This window comes from Siminovitchia terrae (assembly GCF_003605405.2).
GTDB lineage: Bacteria > Bacillota > Bacilli > Bacillales > Bacillaceae_C > Siminovitchia > Siminovitchia terrae.
This window is the reverse complement of the sequence record NZ_QYTW02000029.1, coordinates 38017-54514: the sequence shown is the minus strand read 5'-3', so window position 1 is coordinate 54514 and position 16498 is coordinate 38017. Positions and strand designations below refer to the sequence as shown.

General features: G+C 43.2%; 15 protein-coding genes. All 15 read right to left on the bottom strand.

Annotated elements, in window-relative coordinates; genetic code table 11:
* Positions 1-3 precede the first annotated feature (3 nt).
* Positions 4-945 carry a serine/threonine protein kinase gene (locus tag D5F11_RS21255; RefSeq protein WP_120118115.1) on the bottom strand — a complete coding sequence of 314 codons (942 nt, stop codon included), beginning with the start codon at positions 943-945 and terminating at the stop codon, positions 4-6.
* The gene (locus D5F11_RS21250) at positions 914-1651 is read right to left on the bottom strand and encodes a vWA domain-containing protein (RefSeq protein ID WP_120118114.1); all 738 of its coding nucleotides are present in this window, start codon (positions 1649-1651) and stop codon (positions 914-916) included. Before D5F11_RS21250 ends, D5F11_RS21255 begins: the two co-directional genes overlap by 32 nt.
* A gap of 102 nt (positions 1652-1753) precedes the next feature.
* Positions 1754-4243: a stage II sporulation protein E gene (gene spoIIE, locus D5F11_RS21245; protein ID WP_120118113.1), complete on the bottom strand. Its 2490-nt coding sequence runs from the start codon at positions 4241-4243 to the stop codon at positions 1754-1756.
* Positions 4244-4945: 702 nt separating this feature from the next.
* Positions 4946-5344, bottom strand: coding sequence for a S1 domain-containing RNA-binding protein (locus D5F11_RS21240; RefSeq protein WP_120118112.1), 399 nt, complete (start codon positions 5342-5344; stop codon positions 4946-4948).
* Positions 5345-5435: 91 nt separating this feature from the next.
* Positions 5436-5816: an FtsB family cell division protein gene (locus D5F11_RS21235; RefSeq protein ID WP_120118111.1), complete on the bottom strand. Its 381-nt coding sequence runs from the start codon at positions 5814-5816 to the stop codon at positions 5436-5438.
* 11 nt (positions 5817-5827) lie between these two features.
* Positions 5828-6448: a spore cortex biosynthesis protein YabQ gene (gene yabQ / locus D5F11_RS21230; protein WP_120118110.1), complete on the bottom strand. Its 621-nt coding sequence runs from the start codon at positions 6446-6448 to the stop codon at positions 5828-5830.
* Positions 6445-6750, bottom strand: a complete 306-nt coding sequence (gene yabP / locus D5F11_RS21225) for a sporulation protein YabP (RefSeq protein WP_120075636.1) — start codon at positions 6748-6750, stop codon at positions 6445-6447. The genes yabQ and yabP overlap by 4 nt, the downstream gene beginning before the upstream one ends.
* Before the next feature lie 77 nt (positions 6751-6827).
* Positions 6828-7154, bottom strand: a complete 327-nt coding sequence (locus D5F11_RS21220) for a YnfA family protein (RefSeq protein ID WP_120118109.1) — start codon at positions 7152-7154, stop codon at positions 6828-6830.
* 67 nt (positions 7155-7221) lie between these two features.
* Positions 7222-7485: an RNA-binding S4 domain-containing protein gene (locus D5F11_RS21215; protein ID WP_120118134.1), complete on the bottom strand. Its 264-nt coding sequence runs from the start codon at positions 7483-7485 to the stop codon at positions 7222-7224.
* Between the two features lie 21 nt (positions 7486-7506).
* Positions 7507-8970: a bifunctional methyltransferase/pyrophosphohydrolase YabN gene (yabN, locus tag D5F11_RS21210; protein ID WP_120118108.1), complete on the bottom strand. Its 1464-nt coding sequence runs from the start codon at positions 8968-8970 to the stop codon at positions 7507-7509.
* A complete protein-coding gene (locus D5F11_RS21205) occupies positions 8970-10580 on the bottom strand; it encodes a putative polysaccharide biosynthesis protein (protein WP_185830833.1) in 1611 nt (536 codons plus the stop codon). Before D5F11_RS21205 ends, yabN begins: the two co-directional genes overlap by 1 nt.
* A gap of 355 nt (positions 10581-10935) precedes the next feature.
* Positions 10936-11472 carry a stage V sporulation protein T gene (gene spoVT, locus D5F11_RS21200; protein ID WP_120118133.1) on the bottom strand — a complete coding sequence of 179 codons (537 nt, stop codon included), beginning with the start codon at positions 11470-11472 and terminating at the stop codon, positions 10936-10938.
* Between the two features lie 363 nt (positions 11473-11835).
* Positions 11836-15360, bottom strand: a complete 3525-nt coding sequence (gene mfd / locus D5F11_RS21195; RefSeq protein WP_120118106.1) for a transcription-repair coupling factor — start codon at positions 15358-15360, stop codon at positions 11836-11838.
* 71 nt (positions 15361-15431) lie between these two features.
* Positions 15432-15662, bottom strand: a complete 231-nt coding sequence (fin, locus tag D5F11_RS21190; RefSeq protein WP_120118105.1) for an anti-sigma-F factor Fin — start codon at positions 15660-15662, stop codon at positions 15432-15434.
* A gap of 62 nt (positions 15663-15724) precedes the next feature.
* The gene (gene pth / locus D5F11_RS21185; RefSeq protein WP_120118104.1) at positions 15725-16291 is read right to left on the bottom strand and encodes an aminoacyl-tRNA hydrolase; all 567 of its coding nucleotides are present in this window, start codon (positions 16289-16291) and stop codon (positions 15725-15727) included.
* Positions 16292-16498: the final 207 nt, after the last annotated feature.

Sequence of the window (16498 nt, the reverse complement as noted above, 5' to 3'; positions counted from 1 at the left end):
CCTCTATAATAAAAATAAATATATGTATAATCCGTACAAAAATGACGTAATCATCAGAACGCCCGCTGTCTCACGCATCGAGCTCTTTTTTCCCTGGCTTTTCCGCTTTTTCATTGAGTGTATTTGGGACCTGGAATTCCGAATAGAGAGCTTTCTAAGCAATTCGTTTTTCATCTCTCCAGCATTTTGGTATTTCCCTTCAAGTGCTTTAAGCAACTCAGGTTCAAACCTGTGAAGCTCCGGCTCCCTTTTAATCATTTCCTTTAATTGGGCCAGCCCGTTCCCTTTTCGTGTAAACATGCTAGGATAATATACATTGATCATGAGCATCGCTGTTGAAAAGATATCGTAGGAAGACTCCGCCTTTCTAGAACCCAGTCCCCAATAGCCTCTGTCGAAAAACTCCGTAAATTCTTTGATTGAACGCCCTTTTTTTGTTGTTCCCCCTACATCAATGCAGCGAATCCTTGTCCTGAGAGGAGATACTATTAGATTTTCAGGCTTCAGATCACCAAAAACCCAGCCCTGCCTATGCATCTGCTCCAAAATATCCAACAGTTGCACAATCAATATTCCTGCCCAATGTCGACCTTTGTGACGAATAAAGGTGAGCAAGTCATCCCCTTCAATATACTCCATTACATAAAAGGGGATCGGCTTTCGGTTTCCTTTTTCCCAATCATCCACATTCAACAAAGAAGGTCCAAGGACTGGCCCTTGGACCTTCGAAAAAGCTTTGAGCACATTTACTTCCGATATGATGGACATACTGTCATCGCTCATTTTTAACGCAACATTACCATCTTTTCCTTTCGCAAGGTATACAACACCGTTAGCCCCACTGCCCAGTTTCCTGATAATGGTATAACGCTGTCCGTGCCATTTACCATCCACAACAGTCCCCAGCGAAAAGTTACATTGTTTCATCCAGGAATTGTTCTTCATCTCGCAGAAAAAGCCCCCTTAATGAGCGGTTTTTTTCGAAAGAAGCAACAGCTTCACGAAGTGCTGGCCCTGTAGGTGTAACCCCGCCTGCAGCCAGTTTCGGAAAAATACTGGTCAGCTTATCAAGCTGAGGCGTCCAATCCAGCAGCCTGCTCACTTCCTCTCGCTTGCCAGGGAAAACATAAATAGAAAAAGAATTTTTCCCTGAACGCGCATTCAAACTTAGAGACAAATCAAGGAGCGCCTCCTGAACGGTCGGCAGCTTGAATTTCATACTGGCGCTTGTATCGATCAGAACCAGAACTTCTAAGTCAGATGTTTCGCCCAGTTCATCCACCACCTCCATCACTTCTCCCCTCTGGTCAGGAGGAAGCTCTTCAAGGGATGTATCACTTCCCAAAATTTGCCGCAGCTCCCGATTCACAACACCTTGCAAGGTCTGCGTCATCGCTTTCCTTGTAACCATCTGAACGGTTTCAGACAATGCTTGCGCATAAACAATTTGACTGATTCCGCCACCAGCCATTGCAATTCCTTCGATTTCTGCCATCCCTTTTTCATCTATTGCATCATTTTCCAACACGCCAATCACATTAACGGTAATGCCTTTTTCCTGTGCCAGAGATGCCATGGCTACCGGATCTTCCCCCTGATTAGAGCATCCATCTGTAATAAGTAAAATTTGTTTTAACGTGCCTTTTTTCACATTCATTTCCTCCATTTCCGTCCACGGCCACAGCCGTCTGATATGCTATCATCCTCGCCGGATCAGGAGGTTTTTATACCGGGGTCTGACCCCAATCTTGAACTAGCTTGCTCCAGACAACCTAGATGCTTTATTTCTAACAGGGATTGCAGCCCATTTTGGCGTGTTCCGCTTTATTTCTGCCGTTACGATCGTCATATCATCTTGTATTACACCTGAACGAGTTCGGATCACCTCCTCCATGATGAGGTCGGAAATAGCCTGTGGATCACTTGTCTGTAGCTCTTTCAGCTTTCTTTTCATCCACAATTCATAATTCTCCACATGCTTTGGCCCTTCAAATATGCCGTCACTCATCATGATAATCAAATCTCCATCCCGAAGCTGCTCCGTGACAACATCAAAGTCAAATTCCTCCAATATTCCGATTGGCAAGTTACTCGTCTCGATTTTTTTAATTTTATTCCCCCGTTTGATAAAACTCGGTGTAGATCCTATTTTTAGAAACTTGGCTTCAATCGTTTGCAAATCAATCATGGCTAAGTCCAGGGTAGAGAAAATTTCATCGTCAGTCCTTAAAGATAAGACAGAATTGATCGATTTTATAGCTACCTTTTCCTCAATGCCTGACTGGAGAATCTTTTGTAAAAGCTTCAATGTTTCATTGCTTTCTCTATGAGCCCTCTCTCCGTTACCCATACCATCGCTTATAGCAAGTGCAAATTTCCCTCCCCCCAGTTCAATTGTTGAATAGCTATCGCCTGAAAGAAAGCCTCCCCCTTTTGCTGCGTGGGCTACCCCTGTCTCAACCACATAGGCTTTGGCGGATCGCATGGTCACGTAATGATACCCATTTGCAAATTCGGCATCTTCCTTGTTTTGAACAACAACTGTTTCGCCCATGATGTCCGAAATGAGCGGAGCAATCAGTTTTTCGCATTCCCCATTTCCGTACCAATCCGGAATCATCACATCAATATCAATACTACCAGCTTCCAGGTTGTAAATTTCCACATATTCAATATCAATTCCAAAATCTTGAAGGGCATCCAGTAGCATTTCTTCCTGTTTGTGATGGTTATTCTGTTCGCGCTTAATTTCTCTAGCAAAGTCTCCCATTACTTCAGAAACACCTAAAAGCTGTTCCGCCACAAGTTTCCTGCTTTCCTGCACCTGACGTTTCAACTTTTGGTTAGCCTGGTAAACTGCCAATTCCTGATGAATGACATTCTTCACGGCTCCTGCCCTGTTGCAATGTTTTTCCAGTTGGAGGCAAACCGGTCTCGGAAGCACCCCTGATTCTTCATCTATTTCATGCATAATATTTTTCATTAGGTCATATGTTTTATCAAAGTGCTCTCCCCAGCATTTGTCTTTTCTGAAACACATCTGGCAGGTTTTTTCAGTAACATTGCTCAAAAACAGATCAAATTCTTGTTCGTCATCAACGGAATCCTTCCATTTTTCCGGTTCAGAGAAGCTGTCCGAAAGCGCTTCAAAAACAGAAGAAAACTGTTCCACTCTCCGAACAGTGATGTCACGGACTTTTCTTGCATATTGCTGCTGATCCTGTACATATTCGGCCGTGCCTGGAATATGTCGTGCAAGTTTTTCTATCAATGAATACGGAGTAAGGAATAAGAGGATAACAGCGGCAAATGATTCATACATAGTCAATGCCAGGACTCCATTTTCCTCTCCATATATACCAACTAGCAAAGTAGCTACAAGAAGACCTACCGCAGTTCCGACCCGTTTTCCTTCTTTAAGCAGCCCCCCTAGCAATCCGGCAAACGCAAGCAGGCTCATTTGAAAAAAGCTGGACATGCTCGCAAGGCTAAAAATAAGCCCTGTCACAACGCCAACGGTAGAACCGACAGTGGCACCGGCTGTAAAAGCAAATAAGATTACTAGATACCTGGATAAAATATGTTCAATGGACAAGCCATATATGGCCCATCCGATCGTGCCCGTCATGACGGATGCCAGCATGATAATTAAGCTGATGACCTCCTCCGCCTTTAACGCCTTCGCTCTTTTTCCTGCCGTCAGGAAAGGGGTGCTTTGAATGAAGATAAAGACAAGAACCAACGATAGGCCAGCTTCCACCGCCGCCATGAGAGCATCATAGTTTGTAAAAACCTGTCCATTTCCAGCATATATGAAAAGGCACTTGGTAAAGAGGGAAATAAAGAATACATAATAAGGCATGGCTTTAATGGGCATGGTGTGCAGCCTTTCCAGCAAGCGAAAGCTTACAAGAAAAATAGCGCAGACGGAAAAAATAAATAAAGTATTTCCTATGGATATGGTCAGAGAACCCGCCAACAGGCCAAACAACACCAGAGGAGCGTTTTTTCTTTTTGTCATAAAAATAGCTGCAAAAAATGGCAAAGCGAACGGAGTCAATTGCGACAAGATCAATGCTCGTCCAAGCAAAATGCTAACAATCAGCAGTGCAAGCCCTTTTTGAAAAAACAAATACTCTACTTTCTGCTGGAGCCTCTTTAATCCTGTTGAAAAATCAAGGTCTGTCCCTTGCAAATTTGCAGTCCCGACGGATTCGACGATACTTTGATCTCCCTTTTCCATTTTTCATCTCTCCCCGCAAATAAATAATTGGTTCCCATTATAAAGGGGCATATCCTAAAACTTTGTCACTTTAAAGGGTGTGTGCCCAAGTTTCGTTCGACTAATTCGGGCAATAAGATAAGCTATAAACCAGGAAAGTCGAGCAGGGAAAAGGAGCGTCGAAAGGGCTCAAAAGGGAAGGATTCATCAGAGGAAAGATTTTTGACAAGTAAAAGAAAAGCGAAAGCGCCCTGTCATCGACGTACAGACTGAGCTGAAAAAGTGGAAGACGGCGTTTAGGGGCAACAAGCGCTGACAGGCTCAGGACGCGACATCCTGTCGCTTCGCTTGGACTAGTACTTCCTGTATGTCAGAGCCGATGTTGACTTATCGTAGGAAAGCACCTTACCGGATTACCACTGAGAAGCTTCTTTGAGTAAGATTCGTGCAGCTTTGTGACGAGGTGAGGTTAACATCTTCGAATACGCTGCGCCGCAGGAACACATTGTCGCGAAGTCTGCTAGTCGATAAGCGCTGGAGCTGGACAACAAAGCACTTTGTTCAAATTGTTAAACCTAAAAAACTTTCTTATCTTCAAAAAAAAAGCGAAAGAACTTTTTCATCGTTCTTTCGCTTTTTGCTCTTCATATGGAATAAGTCCGGTGGTATGCTTTTCTTTACCTCGTCAGGACCGTCTGGTCTATACGTTAAAGAGACAGCAAGTTAACCTCTCTTGGAGCCACGTCCACCTCGTTTAGACTCGGTATGGCGCTTTAAAGATGACAACCGATCTTCGCTTTCTTTCAAGAAGCGATTCATCTTTTGCTCGAAACTTTCTTTTGGGCGAAAATCGTTCGCTCTTCCTTGTCTTGAACGGGAAGGAGGCTGATCTTTGGCTTTGCGGATTGAAAGCCCAATTTTCCCATCCTTCTCAACATTTAAGACCTTTACAAGTACTTCTTCGCCAACTTTTAGGTGCTCATTGATATCTTTAACATAATTGTCGGCTACTTCACTAATGTGAACAAGTCCTGTCGAGCCCCCGGGCAACTCAACAAACGCCCCAAAATGAGTGATGCCTGTAACCTTACCTTGTACCTTGCTGCCTACTTCAATCGACATAAAAAAATTTATCCTCCTTAAAGTGTTTACAAAAATAAACCTTACTTTATATTATAGCGAAATAAAAAAAAAAGTGTCAATATGAGCCCTTTTAATCCTTTTCTTTTTCTTTTGGAATGTTAAAAATGATTTCACCTTTATCAGAGAGGAAATATTCACTTCTGGCAAGCTTCGCAATATATTCATCATCATTTAGTTTTAAAATCTCGTTTTCAAGCATCAATTGCTTCTTCTCGAGTTTGGCCAACTTTGCTTCCGCCAGAGCTTTCTCTTCTTTCTTTGCTTCCAAGGCAGACTCCCTTGAAACTAGGGTTGAAATCAGCAAAGTGCAAATTACAATGGTGAATACGAGGAAAACGGACAGGCGTCGGACCAATAGTTTCCGTCTTCTGACTGCCGAACGTGCAGAAGCCTCTTGTTCCATCAAATATTTATTTTCCAGTGTAACAGTGTTTTTTGGCTTAACACCCATCCATAAGCCTCCTATCTCTTTTTTCGAAAAAAATTCAAAGCTTTGATGATTATATTCTTGCTACCTTTTAAATATCCTGCTATTGTTTTTCGCAATTGGGCAACAAATAATTTCACTGATTCAGGGATGACCTTGTTCAACATCCATACAAATGGCTTAAAAACAGTCTTTACCAACCATTTTACCATTATCCAGACAATTTTTACAAGAGACAATAAGAGGCCGTATACATAAAGAATAATAGCAATGATCAAAAGGTACAATCCTTTGAAAGGCTTGTACACCAATAAATAAGCCGTCCTGTATATGAATCTGGCTATGGCTCTAACCAATTGGATCAGTGATTCCAGCAGCTTCAGATAAATTTGTTTAAAAAGGGCCTGATAAGCCGAAAAACCGCATAGGAGTGCCAAAAAAAGATAAAATCGCACCTCCCCGGAATTGACCAAAAAAAGAACGTAAAAGATGAGGATCCCTTGTATGAACCAGAACAGGAGATCATTCAAGAAGACAATCCATCTTTTTCTCTTTCCCCGTTTTAAAAACCGCTGGTACGTATCAAGCGTAGCACCAAAGAGGCTTCCCATTCCAATCATGGCAAGCAGCGTATAAAATTGGACAGGAAGACTCATTTGAACAACTTGCCAAAGAACCCTTTAGCTTTCCCTCCATCATGATCATCGAGGTAAACAATATCATAGACTTTCCCTTTGATAGAAACGATGCCTTTATCAACATCCAGATTTTTCATTTGCAAGCTGTGGCCCCGGATTGCCAGAAATCCCATGACAGTTTCAAGTAAGAATTCCTCATTATCAAAGCTTTCTACCTGCTTTACACCCGTAATATCAATTAACCTGCGGCCCCGCATCACCAGATCATGATCAGGCACAGTTCCTTTTCCAGCTTGATTTGGATCGTAATATTGGCTCATCTTCATCCCTCTTTTTCGCACGGATTTTATACATATTTATGTCTCGAGGGAAGCGAATAGAACAAGCCCTTACACATCTAATTCCGCGGACCAAAAAGAATCACTGCCACACCGATCAAACAGATACTGGCGCCTGCCCAATCATATAGATCAGGTGTCTTTTTATCGATTCCCCACCCCCATAAGATGGATAAAATGATAAACACACCTCCGTATGCCGCATATACACGTCCAAATGTTGGAAATGCCTGAAAGGTGGCAATAACACCGTAGAGGGCCAAAGCCGTTCCCCCTAGAACACCCCAATACAACGGCCGTCCCTCCCGTAGCCAAAGCCAGATCAAGTAGCCTCCGCCAACCTCGGCAATCCCCGCTAATACAAATAAAATCATCGTGTGTAACATCCATATCAGCCCCTTTTCTCATAAATAAAAAATCGAGTGCTTCCAATCCGCACCCGATTTTCTGTCATTATTCTTCCTCTATCCGCTCTTCCTTCAACAGGCGGTACATATTGGCCGCGTCTTCTTTCTTCGTGGAATCCTGAAGTTCTTCCACTTTGACCGTGACAATTTTTTGGCCAAAGCGAATGGACAGCTCATCCCCTACTTTCACATTAGAGCTTGCCTTCGCCTGCTGGCCGTTGATTGAAATTCTCCCCTTGTCCGCAACTTCCTTGGCAAGAGGCCGTCTTTTAATTAGCCGTGACACTTTTAAAAATTTATCCAGCCGCATCGTTGCCACTTTATTCACCTTCTATTTTCCTTGTTTTTTTGCTTCATTCCAATACAGATCTAATTCCTCAAGTGAAAAATCATCAAATGGCCGCCCACTTTTCCTTACTTCCTCCTCGATGAAAGCGAACCGTCTATAAAACTTCTCATTGGTTGCCTGCAATGCCTCCTCAGGATGGATTTTAGCAAGACGAGCCACATTAACGACTGCAAAAAGAAGGTCCCCCACTTCCTCTAATTGGCGCCTCTTTTCTTGTTTCGCCAGCACTTCCTCAAATTCCTTTGTCTCCTCTTTTACTTTTTCCATGGCTTCTCCCGCATTGTCCCAGTCAAAGCCTACCTTCGCTGCAGACTTTTGAACTTCATAAGCGCGAAGCAAAGCCGGAAGCCCCTTTTCGATTTGGTCAAGAAGTGAGCCACTGTTTATTTGCTTCCCTTTTTCTTTCGCTTTGATCTGTTCCCAGTTGACAACGACTTCATCTGCATTTTCCGCTTTTGTTTCTCCAAATACATGAGGATGCCTGCGAATCATTTTTCTCGAAATGCCCTCGAGCACATCTTCGATAGAAAACATGCCCTCATCCTCGCCGATTTGTGTATGAAGCATTACCTGCAGCAGTACATCCCCAAGCTCTTCGATCATGTCGTCAATGTTATCGCGGTCTATGGCATCAAGCAGCTCATATGACTCTTCTATCAAATATTTTTTCAAAGAGAGGTGCGTCTGCTTTTTGTCCCAAGGACACCCTTCTGGTCCACGCAGATCAGCAATAACCTCCCTCAATGTGGAAAACTCTTTTAAAGAAAGCTCCCTTGATATAACCGGAGGAACATATACACTTGTTAAATTATCCAAAAAAGGCTGTCTATCCAATTCATACAATGGAATAGTCCTGATCTTCTCGTTAGAACTTCCCGCTGCTGTCACAACGGTGATTTCATAATCGTCCGGATATTTTTCCATCAATGTGAGCTTGACATCTGACGCAACCATTTGGTCATATACTTGTGCAATGATAACGTGCTGTGAGATTTGTATATCCTCCCGCTTCATCATTGTCCCATCCAGTAGTTGAAAACCGTCAATAGGATCTAAGCGAACGGCGGTGAACAAAGCATCCAGAAAGCTGTGTCCCCCCTCAACCGTTACATTAATTCCGCGAGCAGCACTTCTTTCCAATAAGAGTTGGACCGTTTTTTCGGCAATCAGCGGATGACCGGGCACCGCATAAACAATGTCTCTTTTAGTTGCTTCCTCAAGCAGCAACTCCGTAATTTCTTCATACACCGCCTCGAATTGATCGTGCTTTTCATATATATCGTCAAAGGAATGGTAGGAAACCCCTTCTTCTTCCAGTTGTTTGATCACTGGGTGCTCCTTTGTCCTTAAAAATAAATGATCTGTCTCTTTCAATAGTTTATAGATGCCAAGGGGAAGCTGGTTCAGATCTCCTGCACCCAATCCCGCCACTCGAATATTGTTCATCACTTTTGCCTCCTTTCTTTTTGTCCAATTCTAATGAATCTTTTAAGCTTGGAATAATATGGAACATGGCTGATTTCCTCTTCTGTAAACAAGTTCATTTGCATCATGACTACAAGATAGGCAAGCCCCCCAATGACCACACCTGTCAAAGCAACAATCGCATTGAAAAGACGCCCCTGCATGCCCAGCTGATTAAGAACGAACAGCCATATCTGCAAAACAATGGTCATCGCAACCGCCGCTGATGTAAGGCGGGGAAATGAATGCCAAAGAACGGACCGAATGGGAAAATAACTATTCAATTTCAACATAATTAACAGGCAAACTACGAGCAAACCAATGACTGTCGCCCAAGCAGCACCTGCCAACCCAAACATAGGGACGAGGACAAGATTTCCGAAATACTTGCACACGGTTCCCAACAATATATATTTAGCCGGTGCCATCATTTGGCCAAGTCCCTGTAGAACCCCCGATAAAGTGATAATAATCGAAGCTAACAAAATAGCCGAGGCCAAAACAGCCAGAACTCCTGAACCATCTGCATTTTTAAAAAGCATGATGTTAGTCGGCTTGATGATATTCATCAGCCCAACAGCCGCCCCCAAACCGACAGCCAGGCTTACCTTCAAGGTTGTCATCACTTTCTTCTGAAGAATTTCTGTATTCCCTTGCGTCCAGGCTGTCGTCACTGCTGGAATAAGCGCCAGCGACATCGAAGTCGCCGCAACTGTACCAAGCTGAATAAGCGGCTGCCCGCGATCGAAAACGCCTTTCAATGACTTCGCCTCTTCCATTTGCCAGCCTGATTGTACAAGAAGCGTGTACAAGTTCAACGAATCGACCAATTGGAACAAAATTAAAAGAAGACCACTAAAGCAAATGGCCGTCCCATAGAAAACTACTATTTTTCCTACAGACAGTAATTCCCGTATAGAAAGGCGTTGAAAAGAAAACACATTTAACCCTGTTTTCCGCACGTAACTACTCATTATAACAAGACCTGCCAACCCGCCAACAACTGCTCCTGTCCAGGCTCCGCGCCCTGTTTCATAGAGAGAGAAGCCTTTGTTAACGAGAAAATAGGAGATGATTAAGATGGCAGCCACCCTGATGAACTGCTCCGTGACCTGACTGACCGCGGTCGGAGCCATATTTCCACTTCCCTGAAAAACCCCTCTCCATACCGAAAGAAATGGTAATAGCAAAAATGGAAAAGCAATAACTTGGACAACAGGTGCAAGTAATGGGTCTCCCATCCAGCCGGCAATTGCTTTGGCACCGAAAAATACAAACAGGAACAAACTGACTCCAACAATGAACAGTACAATAAATATTGTTTGTAATATCCGCTGCAAATCCGCTTGCCCCTCTTCGTTTTCAGCAACTTTTTTCGCTACAATTCTCGAAATGATCACCGGAAAGCCGGAAGCCGCTAGGACAGAAGCGATGCCATACAACGGATATACCTGCTGATATATGTAAAAGCCTGTGTCACCTACAATATTTTGAAAAGGGACGCGGTATACCGCGCTTAAAATCTTAATGATGAAAGCTGCTAACGTCAAAATGACAGCGCCTTTCATCAATTGTCGTGAATCATCCGGCAAGCTCTCCCTCGCCTTTCTGCATAATTTCATCCGGAAGCAATTATACCATATATGGATTAGTCGACGAGTGGTCGCTAAAACAGAATCCAAGCGATAATATCAAATTTCGCTTGATGATTTGATATATTCCCAAAATATCGCCAAAATCCTTTTAAGAGAGCATGGCGAATTGTACGAAGACCGTTCCTCAGTCACCACAGTATCGGACTTGATCCTATTGCCGTCCTGTAGCGTCGGTGAGCTTGGGATGCGACGCTTCGCTTGCGTTAATACATCAAAGTTAGGCATTTACTTTATAAAATGAAATCGGGCCTGGCAAAAAAGCCAAGCCCGTTCCTTTTTTAAAAATATTAGTTCAAGATTCCATTTGCCTGGCCAAAAAGCTTGCCGCGGTTTCAGCCGACTTTTGCTCAACTTCCCCGATGGTCTTATCTTTGGAAAAAATGACAACCGCGCCGATAGGATCACCGCTTGCAATGATAGGTGCAATCGCATAAGAAGCAATCTCTTCCTCTACACCCTCTACAAGAGCCAAGGTACCAGTGGTAGTTTCCAGCTTAGACGCTCTGTTCGCCATAGCCTGCTCAATCATTTCACTGTTATTTTTATTCATGTAATCCTTTTTCGAGCTGCCGGCCACAGCTATTACCGCATCCCTGTCACAAATTAAGACAGAGCTGCCGAGACTGTCAAACAATGCTTCACCATATTCTTTTGCAAAATCACCCAATTCATTAATCGGGGAATATTTTTTAAGTATGACTTCTCCTTCACGGTCCACAAAAATTTCAAGTGGATCTCCTTCCCGAATCCTGAGTGTCCTTCGAATTTCTTTAGGTATCACTACTCTTCCCAGATCATCAATACGACGAACTATTCCTGTTGCCTTCATCACAAAGTTGCCTCTCTTTCATCAGATGATTTCCGGAATATCCAAAATTGAACATAAGGGAGCCTATTAATAAGAAATCCCTTTTCACTTTCCTGCAAGAACTTCTTTTTCAATTCATTGCCTTGCGTTGTTGGAAATAGTATCTTTCAAAAAAATAGGTTCTATTCATAAACTGTTCATTTTTGGGTCAAATTTCTTTTTTTAGCTTTTTCTGATGAAATGAGTGCCTAATTTTGGCAGGTGGTTATGGAGCCTCCTAATATTAAGACCGTTTTATATAACGCCATTCCTGTCGGCAAACAATCGGGTTCGGGTAAATCCTTGATGCTTCGCTCAACCATATAGTAACAATGCGCCCAATCCCTAAACAGTCGCTTCCGTCTTTTTGGCTGTAGTCAGTTCTTTAACGATATCCATGACAATGGACAACCATTCATCTGTCGCCAGACGGCTAATTTGCAAGGTTATTTTCAATCGGCTGCCCTCCATACCAAGACCCACAATCCGGCCATGCGCGTTCGTTACTTGGAATACTTTTCTTCCATCAATCTCATTCGTGCCTTCCTCCGAGAAATAAATCACGATCTCGCCTTTGGACTGTTTGATTGACTCAAGCTTGCTGAAACGAGCATGTACTTTCATTTCGGCAACTGAAAATAAATATCCCACTTGCTCCGGATAATCGCCAAAGCGGTCGATCATTTCTTCCTTGAGCTCATCCACTTCTTCCAATGATTCTACATTGCGGAATCGCTTATACATTTCAATTTTCTGCTGGCTGTCAGAAATATAGGCATCTGGAATATAAGCATCTAAATCTAATTCCACTTCAAAGGATGGGGCAATATCAGAAGAAGCGTCTCCCTTACGCTGTTCGATCGCCTCTTTCAGCATTTGGGAGTATAAATCAAATCCGACAGAATCAATGAACCCATGCTGTTGAGCTCCAAGCAGGTTACCTGCGCCCCGTATGGATAAATCTCGCATGGCAATTTTAAAACCTGATCCAAGTTCAGTAAATTCTTTAATGGCCTGGAGTCTTTTTTCCGCAATTTCGGTCAAAACTTTATCTTTGCGGTACGTGAAATAAGCATAGGCTACCCGGTTGGAACGACCGACCCGTCCTCTTAGCTGATACAGCTGGGAGAGCCCCATGCGGTCCGCATCATGGACGATTAATGTGTTAACACTCGGTATATCCACACCTGTTTCGATAATTGTCGTCGTGACAAGCACATCAAATTCTCCGTCCAAAAAGCTTAGAATGACAGATTCAAGCTCCGATTCTCCCATTTGTCCATGAGCATAGGCAACGCGTGCATCAGGTACAAGCATAGAAATTTCCTCCGCTTTCCTTTCAATGTCTTCCACACGGTTATAAAGGAAATATACCTGTCCATCGCGGGCTAGCTCGCGTTCAATCGCTTCTTTTACAAAAATCCCATTATACTCCATCACATATGTCTGAACAGGAAAACGATTTTCCGGTGGTGTTTCAATGACGGACAGATCCCGTACTCCGAGCATGGACATATGAAGTGTCCGCGGGATAGGGGTCGCAGTCAAAGTCAGCACATCCACATTGGTTTTCAACTGCTTGATTTTTTCCTTGTGAGTCACACCAAAGCGCTGTTCTTCATCCACAATTAGAAGGCCCAAATCTGCAAATTTAATGTCTTTTGATAAAAGTCGATGGGTACCGATGACAAGATCAATCGTCCCGTTTTTCAAACCTTTGGAGGTTTCTGTCTGCTGCTTTTTCGTCCTGAAACGGCTCAGCAGGCTAATATTGATAGGGTGATCGTTAAACCTTTCTTTGATTGTTTCAAAATGCTGTTGAGCCAAGATCGTAGTCGGAACAAGAATAGCCACTTGCTTTCCATCCATAATTGCTTTGAAAGCTGCTCGGATGGCAACTTCTGTTTTTCCGTAGCCAACGTCTCCGCAAAGCAGCCGATCCATCGGGCGTTCCCTTTCCATATCCCGTTTAATCTCGGTAATAGATCTTAACTGGTCATCTGTTTCCTGATAAGGGAAAGACAATTCAAACTCCCGCTGCATATCACTGTCAGGAGAAAAGGCATACCCTTTTGTCGATTCTCGCTCGGCGTATAGTTTTATCAGTTCATCTGCGATATCTTTGACCGACGACTCGACTCTTTTCTTAACCCGTTTCCAGTCATTGCCGCCCAGTTTGTACATTTTCGGTTCTTTGCCTTCTGAACCGACATATTTTTGGACTAACTCAATCTGGTCTACCGGCACGTACAAGGTATCGTTCCCCTGGTAGGAAATATGCAAGTAATCTTTATGGACGCCTTTTAATTCCAGGGTTTCTATGCCCAAATACTTACCAATACCATGATTGACATGGACCACATAATCACCAATATTCAATTCGGAATAGCTTTTGATGCGCTCGGCATTAGACAGTTTTTGCCGACGTTTCATTTTCCTAGTTTTCTTATTGAAAACCTCTTCCTCAGTTACCACCGCCAATTTTAACGACGGAAGCTCAAAGCCCGTATTCAATGTGCCATTGATAATTTGGGTACCGGCAAATTTCTCGGGTTCCTCCACAATGGCGGCTTCCATCCCATAATCTCGCAAAACAGACTGCATTTTTTGGCTCCGCTCTTCATCAGGCGCAAGAAAAACGACAGACATGCCATTTTTTCTCCAACGCTCTACCTCTGCTGAAAGCAAATGCATCTGTCCGTGGAAATTTTGCATGAGCTTACACGGCACATTTGCAATATTTTGCGGGCTCGTATTCGGAATATGCCGCAAAAATAATGATAAATAAATCCTTGGTAGTGGAGAATTAGCCAACAGTTCGTTCAAGGAGTGAGCAATCTCCATGTCATGGGTAATCTCCCCATGTTCCAGGACAGACATGAACCATTCCGCTTCTTCTTTTTCAAGGCGTTCATTCATTTCCTGAATTCGGCTCAACTCATCCAATATCAAAAGGGCGTCGCGAGAAACATAGTCTAGCAAACTTGCAGCAGGATCATAGGCCAATTGCATATATTTGAAAAATTGTTCAGGTTTTTGCCCATTTCTCATCTGCTCGATATCAGCTTTGATATTTTGCATCAATTGTTCTTTGGTTATATCTTTTTTTACCTTTTTTAGTGAATTAGCCAGACTTTTTTCGAGCTTATCCGCCGCATGAGAGAGCTTCCCCGCATCAACAGGAGACTCCGTAGCTGGTCCGATCACAACATGTGACAGCTTCTCTTTTGAACGCTGATCCTCAATGGAAAACGTCCGGATGGAATCGACTTCTACATCAAAGAGCTCAATCCTAACAGGGTCATCCTCAGTCAGTGGGTAAATATCCAAAATCCCGCCTCTGATGCTGAATTCCCCCGGAGCACTGACCATATCTGCCCGGTTATAACCCATTTGTACCAGCAATGGCAGTTCCTTCTCTAAATCCAACTCAGAACCGACTTCAATATGGAGCTGCAGTTTTCTCCAAGCATCAGCAGGCGGCAGTTTTTTTCTAAGCCCAGCCATCGGCACGACAAAAACACCCTGACGGCCAGACACCATATGATTCAATGTCTCAATCCGCTGTGATCTGAGCTCCGGGCTCGCTACACCGAGTTCGGATGCAATCAGCTCATTTGCAGGGTATAAAAACAATTGATTCTCATCAACCAATTGTGTAAGGTCTTCATAAAGTTTTTGTGCTTGAAGTAAGTTATGTGTAACAACAATGAGTGATTTGTTTGTTTCTTTTGCAGCCGCCGCTATCAACAAAGCTCGCACCGACCCTGAAAGACCTGCCACAAGCTGTTCGCGTATGCCTTCCTTAACTCCTGCAATCACTGACTGTAGTTCACTTTGCTGTACAATCAAATCTCGTAAACCATGCATGACTTTCTCCTCTTTCCAGAAAATAGAACAAATATCGAAACGGAAAAATGCTTTGGGCAATGCCAAAGCTTTTAATGGATCAGATGATCATATTGGTGCAAATCAGGATTGCGTGAGAAAGCCTCGTGGCAATCCTCACATATTACCTGAATATGAAGGTCTCCGTCCGTTTGATATGTGACCATTTCCTGTCTCTCTTCTTCCGTTAGTTTGTGTAAACCCAATTGATGGGATTGTAGTATATGATTTTCAATAGAACCTAACTTTGCCGAACAATGGCGGCAAAAGTAATGGACAGTCATACCAATCACTCCTTGGCAAGGCAAATTTCATTTTTAGTATGAACGCCTGTGCCAGAAGTTATTCATCCATTGGAGTTAAATCTGTTCATTACCTCAAGAAATGACTTTTCCATCCACTCTTCACATGCATCCGCACATATTTGAATGACGGATTGCATGTTATCCCACTCATCACTAGAGAACCTTCCTAATACATAATCGGGAACCTTCATCCCTTCCGGAGGCCGATTAATTCCGATCCTGATCCGGTTGAACTCCGGTGTACCCAAATGCTGGATGGTTGATTTCATGCCATTATGGCCACCAGCACTACCTTTTTGCCTCAGCCTAATTTTTCCGACCGGCAAATCAAGATCATCATAAATGACAAGTATATTTTCAACAGGTATCTTGTAATAATCCGCCAGCGGACGAATACTTTCCCCTGATAAATTCATATATGTTAGTGGTTTTAATAATATGGCTTTTTCACCATTTGTGTGAATATTAGCGTACAAACCGTTAAACTTTGATTCATTTAGTTTAACTCCATTACGGGAAGCCAACTCATCGATAACTTCAAATCCAATATTATGCCTTGTTTTTTCATAACGAGAACCAGGGTTACCCAGTCCAACTATCAACTTCATCCCATACACCCCAAACATTTTCGGCAGACGTTTTTTTATACTAAATGACTGTCCATTTGACGGACAAACTTATAAGGCAACGGATCCGAATGAATATCAAATGCGCCTTGGCGTATTTGCGCCCAGATTTTATCGAGCTTAAGCTCGATAAATTTCCTCTGAAAATCTGTGGCGTCCGCCGGAGGCTTTAACTTTATTCAGCCGGGG

Bases quoted from the DNA above. Each gene is read 5' to 3' on its own strand.
- D5F11_RS21255 (WP_120118115.1), bottom strand. From the start codon at position 945: ATGAAGAACAATTCCTGGATGAAACAATGTAACTTTTCGCTGGGGACT.
- spoIIE (WP_120118113.1), bottom strand. From the start codon at position 4,243: ATGGAAAAGGGAGATCAAAGTATCGTCGAATCCGTCGGGACTGCAAAT.
- D5F11_RS21240 (WP_120118112.1), bottom strand. From the start codon at position 5,344: ATGTCGATTGAAGTAGGCAGCAAGGTACAAGGTAAGGTTACAGGCATC.
- D5F11_RS21235 (WP_120118111.1), bottom strand. From the start codon at position 5,816: ATGGGTGTTAAGCCAAAAAACACTGTTACACTGGAAAATAAATATTTG.
- yabQ (WP_120118110.1), bottom strand. From the start codon at position 6,448: ATGAGTCTTCCTGTCCAATTTTATACGCTGCTTGCCATGATTGGAATG.
- yabP (WP_120075636.1), bottom strand. From the start codon at position 6,750: ATGAGCCAATATTACGATCCAAATCAAGCTGGAAAAGGAACTGTGCCT.
- D5F11_RS21220 (WP_120118109.1), bottom strand. From the start codon at position 7,154: ATGTTACACACGATGATTTTATTTGTATTAGCGGGGATTGCCGAGGTT.
- D5F11_RS21215 (WP_120118134.1), bottom strand. From the start codon at position 7,485: ATGCGGCTGGATAAATTTTTAAAAGTGTCACGGCTAATTAAAAGACGG.
- yabN (WP_120118108.1), bottom strand. From the start codon at position 8,970: ATGAACAATATTCGAGTGGCGGGATTGGGTGCAGGAGATCTGAACCAG.
- spoVT (WP_120118133.1), bottom strand. From the start codon at position 11,472: ATGAAGGCAACAGGAATAGTTCGTCGTATTGATGATCTGGGAAGAGTA.
- mfd (WP_120118106.1), bottom strand. From the start codon at position 15,360: ATGCATGGTTTACGAGATTTGATTGTACAGCAAAGTGAACTACAGTCA.
- fin (WP_120118105.1), bottom strand. From the start codon at position 15,662: ATGACTGTCCATTACTTTTGCCGCCATTGTTCGGCAAAGTTAGGTTCT.
- pth (WP_120118104.1), bottom strand. From the start codon at position 16,291: ATGAAGTTGATAGTTGGACTGGGTAACCCTGGTTCTCGTTATGAAAAA.